Here is a 14,424-nt window from a genome sequence, read left to right as displayed (position 1 = left end):
GCTCAAAGACGGCAAGCTGGTCGCCTACCCGGACGACGAATGGAACTCCTGGCGCAACGCGAAGAAGGACGAGGTCGACCCCAAGAACCACTTCGTCTGCGTGCAGAGCGTCGTCGCCGACGGCCAAGACCGGCTCTGGGTCGTCGATGCCGCCGCGCCCGCGATGGGAGCCGTGGTCAAGGACGGCGTCAAGCTTGTCGGCATCGACTTGAAGACCAACAAGGTCGTGAAGACCATTCCCTTCGACACCAGCACCGTGATGCAGGCGTCCTACATCAACGACGTACGCATCTCGCCCGACGGCAAGACGGCGTTTCTGACGGATTCTGGTGCCGAGGGTGCCCTGATCGTGGTCGACATCGACAGCGGCTCGGCCAAACGCGTCCTGTCCGGCCATACCACGACCATGCCGGACAAGTCGGTCACCGTGACCTATGACGGCAAGCCACTGCGCCGGCCGGACGGGCGCGGCGTCGAATTCTCTGCCGATGGAATCGCTCTCTCACCCGACGGCAAGACGCTGTACTGGCAGGCCATCAAGGGCAAAACGCTCTATGGCATCCCGACCGATGCCCTGACCGGTTGGGCGACGGCGTCGTTCGTGCCCGAGTTGCTGAGCGACAAGACGCTGGGATCCAAGATCATCACGGTCGGCGAGAACGGACCCGCTGATGGCTTGCTGATCGCTAAGAAGGACGGTCGCATGTACGTGTCCTCGCCGCAGGACAATGCGGTGAAGGTACGAGACCTCGCCGGCACGAATTCCGGACTGACGACATTGGTCCAGGATCCGCAACTACGCTGGCCGGACACGTTCTCCGAAGGTCCTGATGGCACGGTCTATGTGACGACGTCTCACATTCAGGACTCGGCCGACTACAATCCCGGAGCACCCATCAGCCTCCCGACCGAACTCTGGGCGATCAAGCCCCGTCAGGATTAGCTCCCAGGGCCTGGGGCTGTCGGTGACGGACGGAAATCGATTAGGCGCCTGCAACGCGCTCCGCCGCCTTGGCTGTCTTCTTTCGCGCCCGCTCAGCGGACTCCATCAGCGAGGCGCTGCGTTCTCCAGACACCTCAAGCGGACGCGCCGGCATGCTGATCCTCAATCCGCTCAGGCGAAACCGTCGAGTTCAAGGTGCCGCGGCCGCCGACCTGAGAATGACACGCCGTTCCGCTGCCCCCCAAGCCGACATCGCCCAACGGCCAAGTCTAAAGGTTGGCCAAAATCCACGCGCTGGGTCAAAACCAGCGGCAGCAGCAAGTTAAATGCTACGTTGTCCCTCAATCAAAGCGAGGGCGACGTGGGAAGGCTTCTCGGAATCATCGGTGCGATGGAGCTGCTGGTCGCGGTCGCCGTCTTCGGCTGGTTTGGGGACAGCGGGTTGTGTTATCCGGCTGTCGCGCTGACCGTCCTCACCTTCGGCACGATGCTGTTGGGTGCTGAATTCATCGGCAACACGGCGGTTTTAACGAAGTGAGCGACCTATAGCAGCCTGGTAGCTCGTCAGGCTCATACCACCAGAGTCGGACGCCCCCTGGATCTTTGGATCGAAGCTGCCTTTTGCCAGCGTTCTAACGTTCTTGAACCAACTCTCCGTCTCGTCGAATTTCGCCGAGTGCGGGCAAAAAATCAGCAAAATGGAGAAATCAATAGAAGCTGGGCGGCTGCTACCGCGCGTCAACGGCGCGCAGGGGCGAATGCAGGGCCGCTACGCGGAACGGGGCGCCCATTGAACGACGATCGATTGGCACGGCCGATCGCGGTCTACCTGGACGTGGACGGCGTTGTGACGACGGTCGGATATCAACGGCAGGCAGGAAAGGACGTGCTTGATCCTGCCAGAGTTAGCCTGGTCGCCGCCTTGGTACGGGAGTTCGATGCTCGGGTCGTCGTTTCATCGACATGGCGCATCGCCGATTGCCGTCCGACGCTCGTCGAAGCCGGCCTACCCGGGGACTGCTTTCATGCCGACTGGCGTACAGCCATTCTGCCCGCGAGCTGGGATGCGCAGACGGGCGGGATGCACCCCGCCGAGCAAGCGGGGCGCGGCGAAGAGATCGCCGAGCACGCGACCCGAAATCACATCATGCACTATCTCGTCCTCGACGACGTCGAGGTCGGTCCCGCCCATGCGGGACGGCATGTCCGGCCCGTTGCGGAGCATGGGCTCTGTGAAGCGGACGGGATCCGAGCCCGCACCCTCCTGGCGGGGATGGCCGCGGCCCGGCGCATGATGCGTCAGGACAACGCATTTGCGTCATCCGCTGATTTACGCTCCTGACGCTATTGAACTTTCCCGAGACACCGATCATTCCATGACAGTGGGATGACGACATCGTCATGCTGCTCCCGACATCGACACGGTCGCCCTGACCTCTGCCGGACCTGCCCGTCCGGCTTCTCCAAGCTGCTGCACGCGTGCGGCGGCCGAGAGATCGTCGCGTCGGGACGTCGACTGGCAGGAAGGAGTGGCTGCGATGTTTGGATTCAAGAATCAGGCGAGCACGTCGAATCCCTCACTTGCCGCTTTGGGCATCGCGGAACGGTCGGCTGAAAAGTCCTATGCCTCGCTCATCGCCACAGGTTGGACCGAGATTGGTTTCGGGTACCATGGCACGGTCCATGCGCACCTGGACCACCCGAACGTCATCGTTCGCTTCGCACGCAAGGCCGACGGATTCGGCGATTATGCGGCCCTGCTTCGCAAAGGATTTGCGGGCTCCGACGGGCCGCATGCACCGTGTGTCCACGATCTGTACGTCAGCCCCTGCGGCGCGTTGATGACCGTCGGCTCTCGCCTGACAACTCCGACGCGCGATGTCTGGTGGCTGGCCTATGCTCACGCCGTCATCGCAGATCATCCTGACCTCGCGATGGACGAGGGCGTCCGCGACCGGTTCAAGGCGGAATGGCCCGCGCACGAGCCTTTCGTCGATCACTCAAGCTTCGACGGTATCCGAGAGCATTTTAGGGCCGCGTGGCCCGATTACGAGGCGTACGTCGCCACCTTGCGTGTAGTCTCTCCGCGTGGGCTCGATCCGAACATCGGGAATGTTCTTGTCGGCCGAGACGGGAGTCCCGTGGTCAACGACCCGCTTTGCGACGATGGGCTCGGGCTATGGCGCTCCCCTCTCTCGCGCTTGCTGGCACGCTGCTTGGATGCTCTGCGTCGTACGGTGGGCGAAGCCTTCGGTAGAACACCTGTGACCGCTTGATCGAGGTGGCGCCGCGATTTTGTAGGACCTGAAGCCGGCCGAGGCAGCGTGCGGAAGGCGTGGCCGGTCTCGAAGCGGGTCAGCAATGCCGACAACGACAACGATCCGTGCCTGATCGAGGAGGAAGCGGAGTAGCGACGTCAGTCAAAACGGGCGCTCCGCGAAGCATCACATTGCCCGCTGTCAAGAACGGTTCGTCGTCAATCGGATTCTAGCTTGGCCGTTTCCTGACATTGGAGACGACCATGACAGTACGTGCGGCGGCCAAGGCTATTCGAGGTGGACGAACCCTCTGGATCTCTTCGCGCCGATCGCTGTCGAACACCCCGCCCATTCCGGCCGCAGACGATTACCGAGATCCGATGCCCCCGAAGTCACTCACCGCCGCCGATCTCATTGCGATGGCCAGAGCCGCTCGGTCTGCGTGATGGGCGAGGTCTCGATACGGGATCATCGTCCGCGATTGTGACGAAAGGTGCCTAACCTGCCGTTGTCATCATCTTGGTCGAGCCGCGTTGCGTATCGGCTCAACCGCCGGTGAGATCCGAAACTCCCCCGGCCGACCCGTGATCAGATCAGGCGGCGGGGCCGAGTTGTTTCGAGCGCCTACGGACGCGGCGCAGGAGCGTATCCGTCGGTTTTATCCATAACGGGGATGTAGATCCTGCGAACGGACCGCATGTTGCGGGCCGACTGCCTGTTGAGGATGTCGGCCTAGCCCTTCGCGGTGTGGGCCCTCGCCTAGTGCGACAGTGCGGTCTCGTCGGACCCATGGCCCAACATCGCCGCCACCGCGGCCGGCTCGAACATGAGCTTCATTCTTGCGGCCGCGACGTGGCGGAACGTGTAGAGCACGACCGGCTTGCCGCGTGGTCTATGTCGGCTGGGAACCTTCAGTCCCTCGCGACGCCAAATGCGCTGGACCCGGTCCTCGCCCACCTGCCAGCCGTCTGCCTGCAGAAGCACGGTGACGCGGCGGTAGCCACAGCACCCGAACTCGAACGCCATAGCGATGATGGCGCGGGTCAGTGCATCCTCGTCGGCCAGCAGCGTGGCACGTAGCGTTGCGTGCCTCGATGCTGGCTGACGATCCGGCAGGCGTGACGTTCCGAGAGACCATACTTCTCCCGGATGCCGTCGGCCGCCTGCCGGCGTCGCTCGGGGGCTAGAAGTGTCCCGAGGCGACGTCCGCCAGCACCTGCTTTTCCAAGGACAGGTCAGCTACCAAACGACGAAGCCGCGCGTTCTCGCGCTCCAAATCCTTTATCTTCCTAGCCTGATCGACCTTCAGGCCGCCGTATTCCTTGCGCCAGCGATAATAGCTCTGCTCGGAGAGATCCGCCTCTTGCAGGCAATGGCGATGCTCTTGCCTTGTGCCGTCTGTACCTCGATCTGGCGCAGCATCAGCACAACCTGCTCCGCGCTCGGCCTCTGTCCTTGCTTCATTCCCAACTCCTCCGGTCCCGGCTGATCCTCTCAATCAGCCGGTCCAAAAGCAGCCGGTCAGGTCTCTGCAACCTTAATGACGATGATCCGTTAACATGCAGAAGAAAATTCTGGCGTGATGGTCGATTTGCTCGTCGAAAAACATTTGAAAATACTGAGCGGCGGAACCAGCGTATGAATACCACCATCCGATTCGGTAAAAAATATCTCTACCACCAACGTCTATCATCAAACACCAGCTCCGTATGATGGCAGCCGCCGACTCGCTTGTCGTATTTTTGCTAGATATGAATCTGAATTCTCAAGATAAAATGACTGCATTAGCAGAATTGTTTGAAAATTACAGAATTCCCATTGACAAATCTGAGATAATAATGCGGCGACTGGGATTTGACCATCTAAATGTTTAGATTTTACTATAAATATTTAAATGTACTTATTGGTGGCGCTATGACACCATACATTATGAACAGGCCGCTCACTCGAAATTTCAAGGCATATACTCGGCCCTGTACCGTCAATGCCGGGCGTTTCAGATGGGTCGTAATCGCTGAGGATGGAGGGCATTCGGAGCACGCCATGAGCTCCTTCGCTACCTTAGAGATGGCTCAGATGGTTGGTGATGCGAGAGCGGTAGCACTGACGCGCATGGGATACGCCCGATAGCCAAGCGCCCAGCGCAAGGTACGTCACATACTGAAGCCGGCTATATTATCATGCGGAGTGCCAGCATTCGTTGGTGTTTCGATACATCTTACTACTCTATATGCCTGAAAATTATTTAATTCTCTGAAGCGTTTCATCTCTTAACGTAATCGAAAATCATTGGGATATTGAATGTTTATGGATCAAACTAGTCAGCAAGCTCGAGCTGCTACGAAGCTGGCGAAGGCGGCCGACCGCGCCGAATGTGCGACGAGGGCTTGGGCCGAAGTGCATGCAAAATCGACCGCTCGCGACGAGAACATCGTTCGCTTGAAAGCAGCCCGGCTTGCCCGAGACGAGCAACTGACGGAGGTCGTTCCAGAAATTACTCTCCTCCGAAAACGTAGGAGTTCAACTACTGATGGAGCGAAGCAAGGTGTCAGATCGAAGAGAGCTTTATCAAGCCGCTAGCGGCGAGACGTGGTACCTCGGCCGCGAACCAAGCAACGGCCGGGCATTCATTATCTACCAGCCGGGCGGCCCTTCGGGACGACAGCGAAGCCACGTCGAACTCGGCGCCTTCCTGAGCAACGGGACTGAAAAGCCAGAGCAACAAGCCTTGCTCCGATTGATCGGTACGCTTGTCGATATCCCGCCCTACGCCCAACGCGAGAAGCTTTGACACTTACTCTCTCATATTTTCGGACAAAATCGCAGAAGCGGATGCTGTGTTCATTGGTGTGAAAGCCTTGCTCGACGGTGTTTGCCGGCGATGCGCCTAGCGCCTTGGGAGGGTTATTAAACCGTGGACGTCATTCTCACGCCGACTGGATCTGATGGGCGATCGTGGACGCTGAAAGACCCATTGGGCCGTAGCCTAGGCACTGTGAAACACGGGTCCAATTTCGAGATCTTGATCGAATCAACGGGCCGACTGAACGGGATCTCGCTTCATTACAATACGCTCGACGAGCTGATGATGACGATTGCGAATCATATGAAGGGGTCCTGCTCTCTCGACAGTCAGAATTGGGATTGACTGATTTGACCGGGTCCAACCACGGGCTCATCTTTTAGGAATAAAATGGCTTTGAACTTGAGCAACTCAAGGAATAGCCTTGTTAGCTCAATAATTTATGTGATTTTGAATTCGTATTATTTTTTGTTCCAAAATATTATTTGATATATTTTGATTTCAAAGCTTGCCATTCTGGCTAATAACGCGCTTTGTTGCGCTGCAACAACGTTATCAGTTGCTCCATAACGAATTCAGATTGATCCGGATATCGTTCTGTTTTTGCAAAAGCGCGTTGGAGATATTTGTATGTCGAACAATCAAAATAACGACCATGGACGGCAGAGCAGCCCGAGCGCGCCTTCTGCAGGGGGTTTGAGGGCGGCTAGCGATACGGGTGCGCAGCGTGCCGCTGAGCAGGGGAAGCAGTTTGTCGAAGTAGCGCGGGAAGGTGCCGATAAGCTCGTCGATCTGCGCGAAAAGGCGGCGAAAACGACCCAGCATCTCATGCAGAACAGCTTTGAAACAGCGTCTCAACAGGCTCGTCAGGCAGCTGAACGCTTTTCGAAAAAGCTAGGCTTCTCAGGACAGGACAGTGATCAGCTCGCTTTTCAATCCCAGCAGAACATCGAAGCGATTACTCGATGCGGAACCATTTTAAACCAAGCAATTCAGGATGCGTCGCGCACTCTGTTCGAACTTGGTCAGAAGCAGTTCCAACGCAATATGGATGGATTCAACAAGCTGACGCGCGCGACGTCTGTCCAAGAAGCCATGACAATTCAGAGTACGCTGGTGCGAGAAGGCCTTGAAGGCATGATGCAAGATAGCAAGACCCTTACGGAGACGTCTTCTCGGGCTGTCGATGAAGCGAGCAAGACCTTTGCTAATGTTTCGCAAGCCCGCTGAACTCGGCTGTTGCCCTTGAATTAGAAGCGCATCGTTGACTCAGAGATTGCTGGGGGCGGTGAGTACTACCGCCTCCACAACTTCCGCGGAGTTTATATCCACATGCTTAGCTTCGAAGATTAAATGTCCGATCCATTTGCATTCGCAAAGCTGATTCTTGAATCACAGAAAGTCATCGAGCTGAGGCTTGTCCGTCTCGCCTGGGGCGGCAGCGAGAGCCACGCCGAGATGCAGTCCATGGTGATCGAGAAGATCCACGCCGGTATGGAGGCTGCGCAAACGCTTATGTCGGGCGGCTCGCCGGAATCGGTGATCGCCCGGTACCGTCAGCACGTTGCTACCAACGCGAAGCGGCTCTTGGCTGCCCGAAGGTTCTGAGCTCATGCCGGCCTCCAACGACAATCTGCCCCGAGAGGCCTCGCCCGAAAGCGAAGCTCAGACGCTTACGCCTGATCAGCAGAAGCGCCGGTTCCGAGATCTCTGCGAAACCCTTCGGTCCGATAGTATTGAGAGCTCAAAGCAGCAGGTCGATCGTGCCGAATGGGATATTAGATCTGGCCTTCCGGCTACCCACGGCCGCCGCCATCTAGAGCCGCCGCGGATCAGGGGGAGTCGACCTGGGTTTTCAGGATCGGGCTGATCTGATTTTCTTTCGGCTTTCCGACAGGAGGGTCGATGTCGTCGCCATTGTCGTCCGATCTGCGTGAGCGCGTCGTGCATGCCGTGGAGGAAGGCTCCTCGCGTCGGGGCGCAGCGCGGCGCTTCGGGGTCAGCCCGTCCAGCGCCATCCGCTGGCAGGAAAGCTTCACGCAGGAGGGTCGGGTGGCGGCCAAGCCGCAGGGCGGCGACCGGCGCTCGCAGCACGTCGAGGCGCACGCGGACCTGATCCTGAGCCTCTACGAGGCGCAACCGACGATCTTCCTGTCGGAGTTGCGGGGCCTGCTGGCCGAGCGGGGCGTCGCCACGAGCGAGAGCGGCCTGTCTCGCTTCTTCAAGCGGCACGGGATCACGCGCAAAAAAACACAGGCCACGCGGCCGAGCAGGATCGGTCCGACGTAAAGGCCGAGCGCGAGGACTGGTTCGAGAGCCAAGACGAACTCGATCCCGACAGCCTCGTCTTCCTCGACGAGACCGCGGCGACCACGGCCATGGCGCGCCGCTATGGCCGAGCCCCACGTGGCGAGCGCTGCCGGGTCGGCGTCCCACAGGGACACTGGAAAACCACCACCATCACGGCCGCGCTCCGCGCCAGCGGCCTGGCCGCCACGACGATGTTCGACGGAGCGACGAACGGCGAGCGCTTCCGCGCCTACGTGACCGACATCCTGGTCCCGACCCTGAGGCCGGGCGACACGGTGATCCTGGACAATCTCCCGGCCCACAAAGTCGCGGGCGTGCGCAAGGCCGTCCAGGCGGCCGGTGCGCGCCTCCTCTACCTGCCGCCCTACTCGCCCGACCTCAACCCGATCGAGCAAGCCTTCGCCAAGCTGAAGGCGCTCCTCCGCTCCGCTGCGGCGCGAACCATCACCGATCTCAAACAGGCGATCCGCCAGGCACTCGCCGCGTTCACCCCGGACGAGTGTCGCAACTACCTCGCCGCCGCTGGATACGATGCATACGATCCAGCATGATCGGCAGCGGCTCTAGCTTTGGGCCAGGTCCGCTTAGGGGCATTTGCCGCTTGGAAGCAGACGGGCTGAAAACCACCCGGCCCGGTCGTCAGCGGTCCGCTGATCACGTCCGCTATCGAGCACTCAGGTCGATATTCGGAATGACCAGGTTGGGCGCAAAGCCGACATCTCAGCGTCGTCGAGCCAACGACCCCTCCCCTCCTTATCGGTCAGCTTTCAATTATCGCTCGATGGTCGTTGACGATCGCACCGTCTCGTGTTGTGGCGACGTAGCCTCTCGCAGGGGAGCTGTTCGCAGTGCACTCACTATTCGCATGTAACCCTGCGAAACTGTCTTCTCTATTGTCCTCGTCAGCTGACCAAGCTGCCAAAGCGCAAGACGCGGCGTTTCTGCAAATTCCTTGATTACCCTACTAAGCGCTTGGCCCGCTTCGAAGCCTTTAAGAAGGTTCAGCGAAACGTCTGGCCGCGGCGAAGGGATCGCACCAGAACCTACGAAGGCCACGCGGTCGTCGACATGGTCGACAACATTGACCTTTTCGGCATAGCGCCGCGCTTCCGCGAACAACCGTTCGTAGAGTTCGGTCCGGCTCGGCACCATGCGTGGATCGGATAATCGAGCGCGGGCAGCCGCCTCCAGCCGGTCACGCTCGACTACCAGCCACGCATCCTTGCGATGGCGTGTCAGGCCGACATAGCATTCCCGCGCATCGCCGGCCGTCATTCCGACGTATACACATGCAGCCGACGTTCTGCCTTGCACGGAGTTTGCCGTGCCGGCATAGGCCGCGCTGATGCGCGGCAGCATCGCCGCAGGCTTCCGCCCGGGTACCGGATCACGCACGAAGGCCGTGTAGGCATCCTCGATCATGCGGCCATTTTCCAGGCTCACCGTCAGGCGAAGCTTACCGGCTTCGTCAGGCCCGATCGCAGCAACGGTCGCGCGGGTGCCATTGCGAACCTGATGGCGCTTGATAGCCTCGCCAAAGCGGATTTTGTCGCCGATGGCCAGATGCATGACCGCCGGCTTGTTCTCGCGGTCTCGCGTGTGAACCTCAATGTCGGGTCCAATGATCTTTCCCTCCGCGCGCAGAATGGCACGCGAGGCAGCGTTCAGTTCGGCGGCGTCCCGGTTTCGTCGGGTCACGATGAGGACCTCACCATCGCCATGGCGGGCACGCGCCTGCGTCCACAATTCGATGGCCCTCTCCTGCGTTGCAGCCACGCCGCTGACCAAGTCGATGCGCCCGTGCCGTGCATAGGCTCGGATTCCGGCCTCCACGTCACCCCGTGCCATCAGGATCGAGGCAGCGCGCTGCCAGGGCAACTCCTGCCTCCGGACTTGCGCCAGGGTCGCGTGGCGGCCAAGCACATCGACGACCGCGCGCAAGGCCGAGCCACCCGAAACAGCAGCAAGTTGCCTCCGGTCGCCGAGCAGGATCGCCCGCGCACCTCCGCCAGGAGCCGCTGCGGCCGCCGCGAGAACGAACGACATGTCCCTCGTGCCGACCATACCGGCTTCGTCGCAGATGATGAGGGTGTTGGCGTCGAGCGGAGGAAGGCGCCCGTGCTGGAGGTCGTGTCGCCATTTGGCGATGGCGAAGCTTTCGATCCCTGTTGAAGCCTTCAGTTCATCGGCCGCCGTCCAGCTCGGAGCCAGGCCGACGACCGTCAATCCTGAAGATCTCGCGGCTTCGACGATAACCTGGGCGGTGGTGGTCTTCCCCGTGCCGGCCCCAGCCTCCAGAACGCTGACGCCGCCCGCCGAAGGTCCTGTTACATGGAAGACGGCTTCTCTCTGCTCCGTCGAGAGTTGAGGGGCAGCCTCGACTGCCGACAAGACAGCTTCGGGCAGAAAACGCGGTGCGGCTTCACGTCGGTCGGCTGCCCGCAGCAACGCGGCCTCTGCGGCCGCGATGCCGGGTGTCGTCCAGCAGGCCTCCCGATCGGATGTGTTGAGCCGGACGAGCAGTCCCTGCCCTTCCAGCGCGGCAAGCTCGGCGCGTATGGCGGAAATGCCGGCGCCTTGGAGCGAAGCCTCATTGAGAGCCTGCTCAATCAGATCCTTTCGGTGAACTACAGTCTGGTGACGAAGCAGCGCAGAGGCGGCGCGTGCCACCGGCGTATCGCCGACGATATCAGGTGGATCGAGGTTCGGTTCTAGAGAACGATCTTGCTCATGATCGACAACGGGCAGCCGCGCTGCCGTTCGGACAGCCGTCCATGGGGCGATGTCGAAGGCCCGAAGTTCTTGCCGCCAGCGTTTCTCTAGTTCGGCCCCGGTCGGCAAGTCTTCCTTGGCGCTCCGCGTCGACAGCGCTGCGACCTCCTTCTGTGCTCCGGAAGCCGACGAGCGGTTCCCCCCAACCGCCGCCTCGATGGCAGTGGAGCGCTTGGAAAAGGCCGTGATCACCTCCTCGGGGATGCCGCGGATCTCGAACTGGCACTGCCCCGCCGGGCGGAGACTTAATCCGAATTCTCGCTGTAAACTCTCAGCCAGAGCAGCGCGATATGCCGAGCCAACGACTTTCTGCCAGTTAAACAGCCGCTCAGGTTCAAGTGTACGATATTTTTGGTCTGCACATCTTGCCGCATTTATTAAAACGCAATGGGTATGACAATTGGGGTCGCCAGCCCTAGTCGTATAATGATCGAAGCGGCCGACGATCAAATCTGTAGGCTGCTCGCGTCGATAGCCGCCGACGCCAAGCCGAACATCGAGGAGTTCTTCATCGAGTACGAACTGCAAGGCCTCCGTCACTGCAGCCGCATGGATCGCTTCGAGTTGCGCGCGCTGGTTGCCACCCCCAATCGCCCAAAGGATCGAAAAGGACTTCGGGGTCGTCAGGGTCACGTCCCAGCCGGCCCTGTGGCCTTCTCCTGCACCGCGTACGAGCGACTTGCCTGTTCTCGGATCGCGCCCGGAGCAGAGATCCTGGAAGCTCTTGAGATCGATCGCCGATCCGTTGCGAACGAGGCTGCTGTTACTCGACCACCAACGACCGCCGCCATCCTTGGCGTAGTACTCGTCGCGGTTGTGCGCTTCGCGGTGCGGGTCGTTGGTATAGTAGCTTCCCGCTCTCGCTCCTGATCCAAGAGTATGGAGGCTGGCCGTCACGCGCCAGTCCTGTACCGGCAGATGGAGGCGACCTCACCCGCTGACGGTTCCGCGAGAGCTTCGCCGACGAGGCCGGCAAGGGAGGCGAGCCCATCTTTGACCCGATTGATCTCGTCGGTGATGCGGGCGTAAGCCGTAAGGCCGTCGAGTTCGTTTCCCAGCGCTCGCAATACGAGTTCCGCAGGTGTCAGGCCGGTGCGATCGGCTGCCTCCTTGAGACGCGAACCGAGATTGCTATCAAGCTCGATGGTTAGAGATCGAAGGGCCGACATAGAAATCCCAGGCGGGAGTACGGGCATCGATCGTGGCGTCGGATTCGATGCGGCGACAAGACCTGGGTCGGCGGTCTGCAGCGTTACGGTTAACGCCGAGCAGCTTTAGTGCGTGTGGTGTGATCCCCTCAAGCTTGTTGGCCTTTTGTGGTCCTTTCGTAGTCCTCTTGTGGCCCTCTGTGGCCTTTCCGGCTTGACCTTAATGGCGAAGCGGGCGACGTTTTTGACAGCTTCACATCGCCGACGCGCCGCGCCTTACCCCGACCCCATGTCTGGATCGAGGTTCAAGCAACCTCGACCTTAGATCCACACCGGGGGCCCGGTTAAGGCGCGGCGCGTCGGCGATGTTGGCTCATGCCGACACGTCATCTCGATCCAGCTCGTCTCAAAAGCGATGTCGCGCGCCTGCGCGAGACGCGGTCGCCTGCTTTGGCGCCGGGGTCTCGCCGGCTGACCGGCGCGATGGCGGTCGTTCGCCACCATCTCGACCTGTTGCAGCGCCTGCACGCGGAGGGAGCGACCTGGGTCGATCTCGCTGCGGGGCTGGCAGCCCAAGGCGTGACGCAGAGCCATGGCGCTGCACTGACCGGCCGACGTCTCACGGCGCTTATCGCCAGCGTCGAGCGGCAGGATCGGCGCAGGGCAGCAAGAGAGGCTGAGCGTCTAGCGCGCGCCGATCTCGTCCGCCCCGTCTGCATGCAGGCTCCCGCAAAGATGAGCAGTCCGGTTCGGCTCGCTGCCGAGCTGACGCGGCCCGCTATAGCCGACGAAAAGCATGCTGCTCTGTCGGACACAGAAGATGTGATCAGACGCAGAAGCCTCGAACACATCCAAGAACTGCTGAAAAAGGATTGATTCATGCCGCGTATGTTGCTCGTCGTCCAGGATAAGGGCGGCGTCGGAAAAAGCTTGGTAGCCCGGGCCCTCGCAGAGGCCGTGCCCGACAGTCCCGTGATCGAGATCGACGCCTCGCAGAGACTTCTAGAACTCGGCGAGCGTGTGAGCTTCTTCTCGATGCGAGCGGCTCGTGAAGAGATCGAGCGCACCGGCGGCCGCGCCGCCCGCAGCGAGTTCGACCCCATCGTCAATGCGATGACGCGGGCGCGCCTGCCGACCATCGTGGATGTCGGAGCCAATACCAGCGGCTCGCTGCTGACGCTGCTCGCCGATCTCGGCCCTGATCTCAATGCCGCGGGAGTCGCGGTCGGGATTCTCGTTCTGGTCACTGCCGAGCCCGGTGCGCTCGCCGAAGCACCCAAACTGATGGTGCGGGCCAAGCCCTTCGCCACCGCACGCTTCCTGATCGAGAACCGCCTGCGTGGCGAGGTCGAGGCCAAGCTGCTCGCGAGAATCGCCGATGGCGCAGCCGTCACTCACCTCGCCGAGCAGGTGATGGAGGAAAGGGCGGCCGAACTGCTCCAGGCCGGCGGCCTCGCTTCGATTCCGAGACTGGATGCCGCCAAGCTGAACGAGAAGCATGGTCTCGCGCTCGGTGCCCGCATCCTGCGCGATCTCACCCGCATCCGCCTGGAGGCGATGCAAGCGGTCGAGCCTGCGGCGACCTGGCTGGTCGGATGAGTGCGTCGCCGACGAAGACCAGCCCCAAACGCGCGGCCTTATCTCCCAAGGCGTCGATCCGGCAGGCCCGAATCGACGCCGCCAGCGCTCAAGCCGCTGTCGAAGCGCGCAGTCATGAGCTCATGGCCGATTTGTTGCGGTCTCCGCCGGATGCCCGCCTCGCGGCCTTGGACGATCCTGCGCTCGTTGCGAGCGACCGCGCGACGCTGCGGCAATCTCTTCAATCGGGTTTGCGCAAGCCGCGATTGACCGGGGCCTTCTCTCGGCTCGCTCGGCGCGTGCGGGGCATCAGGCTCATGCGAAGGCTGCGCGGTCCCGCCGTAGGACTCGCCATTCTTGGCGCCCTCGTGGGATTTGCATGGATGCGAAGTGCGGAACGGGCGACGCTACGAAACCGGATGGTGGTCACGCTGGTCCATCCGGATGGAAGACGCGAAGCTGCCGCCCTCTCAGCTGGCCTGCACCTGCAGGTTCGCCGCATCGATGGTGCGCAGGCGGAGGCACGCCAATGGATGCCGGGTCAAGGTTATCTCACAGCCGTCATCCCGCTCGCTGTGTTGCAGTTTGCGCGCTGAAGCGCGAACGGCGATC

General features: G+C 61.0%; 13 protein-coding genes and 1 pseudogene. 11 read left to right on the top strand and 3 right to left on the bottom strand.

The genetic code is table 11. The features are described from left to right. The 4 genes from HCU64_RS19610 to HCU64_RS19595 form a co-directional block, all read left to right on the top strand. The coding region (locus HCU64_RS19610; protein WP_233385898.1) for a major royal jelly family protein at positions 1–943 on the top strand (943 nt) is incomplete at its 5' end. Between the two features lie 361 nt (positions 944–1,304). After that, the gene (locus HCU64_RS19605) at positions 1,305–1,481 is read left to right on the top strand and encodes a hypothetical protein (RefSeq protein WP_233385897.1); all 177 of its coding nucleotides are present in this window, start codon (positions 1,305–1,307) and stop codon (positions 1,479–1,481) included. A 252-nt stretch (positions 1,482–1,733) separates the two neighbouring features. After that, entirely contained in the window at positions 1,734–2,285 is a 552-nt protein-coding gene (locus HCU64_RS19600; RefSeq protein ID WP_233385896.1) for an HAD domain-containing protein, read from the top strand. 196 nt (positions 2,286–2,481) lie between these two features. Next, entirely contained in the window at positions 2,482–3,219 is a 738-nt protein-coding gene (locus HCU64_RS19595; protein WP_233385895.1) for a hypothetical protein, read from the top strand. A gap of 861 nt (positions 3,220–4,080) precedes the next feature. Here the strand turns inward: HCU64_RS19595 and HCU64_RS19590 are convergent. After that, positions 4,081–4,665: pseudogene (locus HCU64_RS19590) on the bottom strand (transposase); the annotation flags it as partial. 1,066 nt (positions 4,666–5,731) lie between these two features. Here HCU64_RS19590 and HCU64_RS19585 point away from each other — a divergent pair. From HCU64_RS19585 to HCU64_RS19570, 4 genes are all read left to right on the top strand, one after another. Beyond that, the gene (locus HCU64_RS19585) at positions 5,732–5,992 is read left to right on the top strand and encodes a hypothetical protein (RefSeq protein ID WP_233385894.1); all 261 of its coding nucleotides are present in this window, start codon (positions 5,732–5,734) and stop codon (positions 5,990–5,992) included. A gap of 642 nt (positions 5,993–6,634) precedes the next feature. Beyond that, on the top strand, positions 6,635–7,234 hold the full coding sequence (locus tag HCU64_RS19580; RefSeq protein WP_233385893.1) for a phasin family protein: 600 nt from the start codon (positions 6,635–6,637) through the stop codon (positions 7,232–7,234). Between the two features lie 123 nt (positions 7,235–7,357). Continuing rightward, positions 7,358–7,612 (top strand): hypothetical protein, encoded by a 255-nt coding sequence (locus tag HCU64_RS19575; protein ID WP_233385892.1) that lies wholly within the window; start codon positions 7,358–7,360, stop codon positions 7,610–7,612. Between the two features lie 297 nt (positions 7,613–7,909). Continuing rightward, a protein-coding gene (locus HCU64_RS19570) for an IS630 family transposase (RefSeq protein WP_233385891.1) occupies positions 7,910–8,865 on the top strand; the annotation gives its coding sequence in 2 pieces (ribosomal slippage) (positions 7,910–8,249 and positions 8,249–8,865; 957 coding nt in all). Between the two features lie 220 nt (positions 8,866–9,085). Here the strand turns inward: HCU64_RS19570 and mobF are convergent. Together mobF and HCU64_RS19560 are read right to left on the bottom strand one after the other, a co-directional pair. Beyond that, positions 9,086–11,983: a MobF family relaxase gene (mobF, locus tag HCU64_RS19565; protein WP_233385890.1), complete on the bottom strand. Its 2,898-nt coding sequence runs from the start codon at positions 11,981–11,983 to the stop codon at positions 9,086–9,088. Beyond that, positions 11,980–12,255, bottom strand: a complete 276-nt coding sequence (locus HCU64_RS19560) for a hypothetical protein (RefSeq protein ID WP_233385889.1) — start codon at positions 12,253–12,255, stop codon at positions 11,980–11,982. Before HCU64_RS19560 ends, mobF begins: the two co-directional genes overlap by 4 nt. Positions 12,256–12,609: 354 nt before the next feature. Between HCU64_RS19560 and HCU64_RS19555 the strand changes: the two genes are divergently transcribed. Genes HCU64_RS19555 through HCU64_RS19545 form a run of 3 tightly spaced genes read left to right on the top strand, consistent with a single transcriptional unit; the run spans position 12,610 to position 14,408 of the window. Continuing rightward, the gene (locus HCU64_RS19555; RefSeq protein ID WP_233385888.1) at positions 12,610–13,110 is read left to right on the top strand and encodes a hypothetical protein; all 501 of its coding nucleotides are present in this window, start codon (positions 12,610–12,612) and stop codon (positions 13,108–13,110) included. A 3-nt stretch (positions 13,111–13,113) separates the two neighbouring features. Then, entirely contained in the window at positions 13,114–13,833 is a 720-nt protein-coding gene (locus HCU64_RS19550; protein WP_233385887.1) for a hypothetical protein, read from the top strand. Beyond that, positions 13,830–14,408, top strand: a complete 579-nt coding sequence (locus HCU64_RS19545) for a hypothetical protein (RefSeq protein ID WP_233385886.1) — start codon at positions 13,830–13,832, stop codon at positions 14,406–14,408. The genes HCU64_RS19550 and HCU64_RS19545 overlap by 4 nt, the downstream gene beginning before the upstream one ends. Positions 14,409–14,424: the final 16 nt, after the last annotated feature.

The sequence above is a fragment of the Methylobacterium sp. C25 genome, from assembly GCF_021352225.1.
Taxonomy (GTDB): Bacteria; Pseudomonadota; Alphaproteobacteria; order Rhizobiales; family Beijerinckiaceae; genus Methylobacterium.
The sequence above is the reverse complement of the archived record's forward strand: the minus strand, read 5'-3'. Positions and strand labels throughout refer to the sequence as shown.

Excerpts from the sequence above, each read along its gene's own strand:
- HCU64_RS19595 (WP_233385895.1), top strand. The coding sequence starts at position 2,482 with ATGTTTGGATTCAAGAATCAGGCGAGCACGTCGAATCCCTCACTTGCC.
- HCU64_RS19585 (WP_233385894.1), top strand. The coding sequence starts at position 5,732 with ATGGAGCGAAGCAAGGTGTCAGATCGAAGAGAGCTTTATCAAGCCGCT.
- HCU64_RS19580 (WP_233385893.1), top strand. The coding sequence starts at position 6,635 with ATGTCGAACAATCAAAATAACGACCATGGACGGCAGAGCAGCCCGAGC.
- HCU64_RS19575 (WP_233385892.1), top strand. The coding sequence starts at position 7,358 with ATGTCCGATCCATTTGCATTCGCAAAGCTGATTCTTGAATCACAGAAA.
- HCU64_RS19560 (WP_233385889.1), bottom strand. The coding sequence starts at position 12,255 with ATGTCGGCCCTTCGATCTCTAACCATCGAGCTTGATAGCAATCTCGGT.
- HCU64_RS19555 (WP_233385888.1), top strand. The coding sequence starts at position 12,610 with ATGCCGACACGTCATCTCGATCCAGCTCGTCTCAAAAGCGATGTCGCG.
- HCU64_RS19550 (WP_233385887.1), top strand. The coding sequence starts at position 13,114 with ATGCCGCGTATGTTGCTCGTCGTCCAGGATAAGGGCGGCGTCGGAAAA.
- HCU64_RS19545 (WP_233385886.1), top strand. The coding sequence starts at position 13,830 with ATGAGTGCGTCGCCGACGAAGACCAGCCCCAAACGCGCGGCCTTATCT.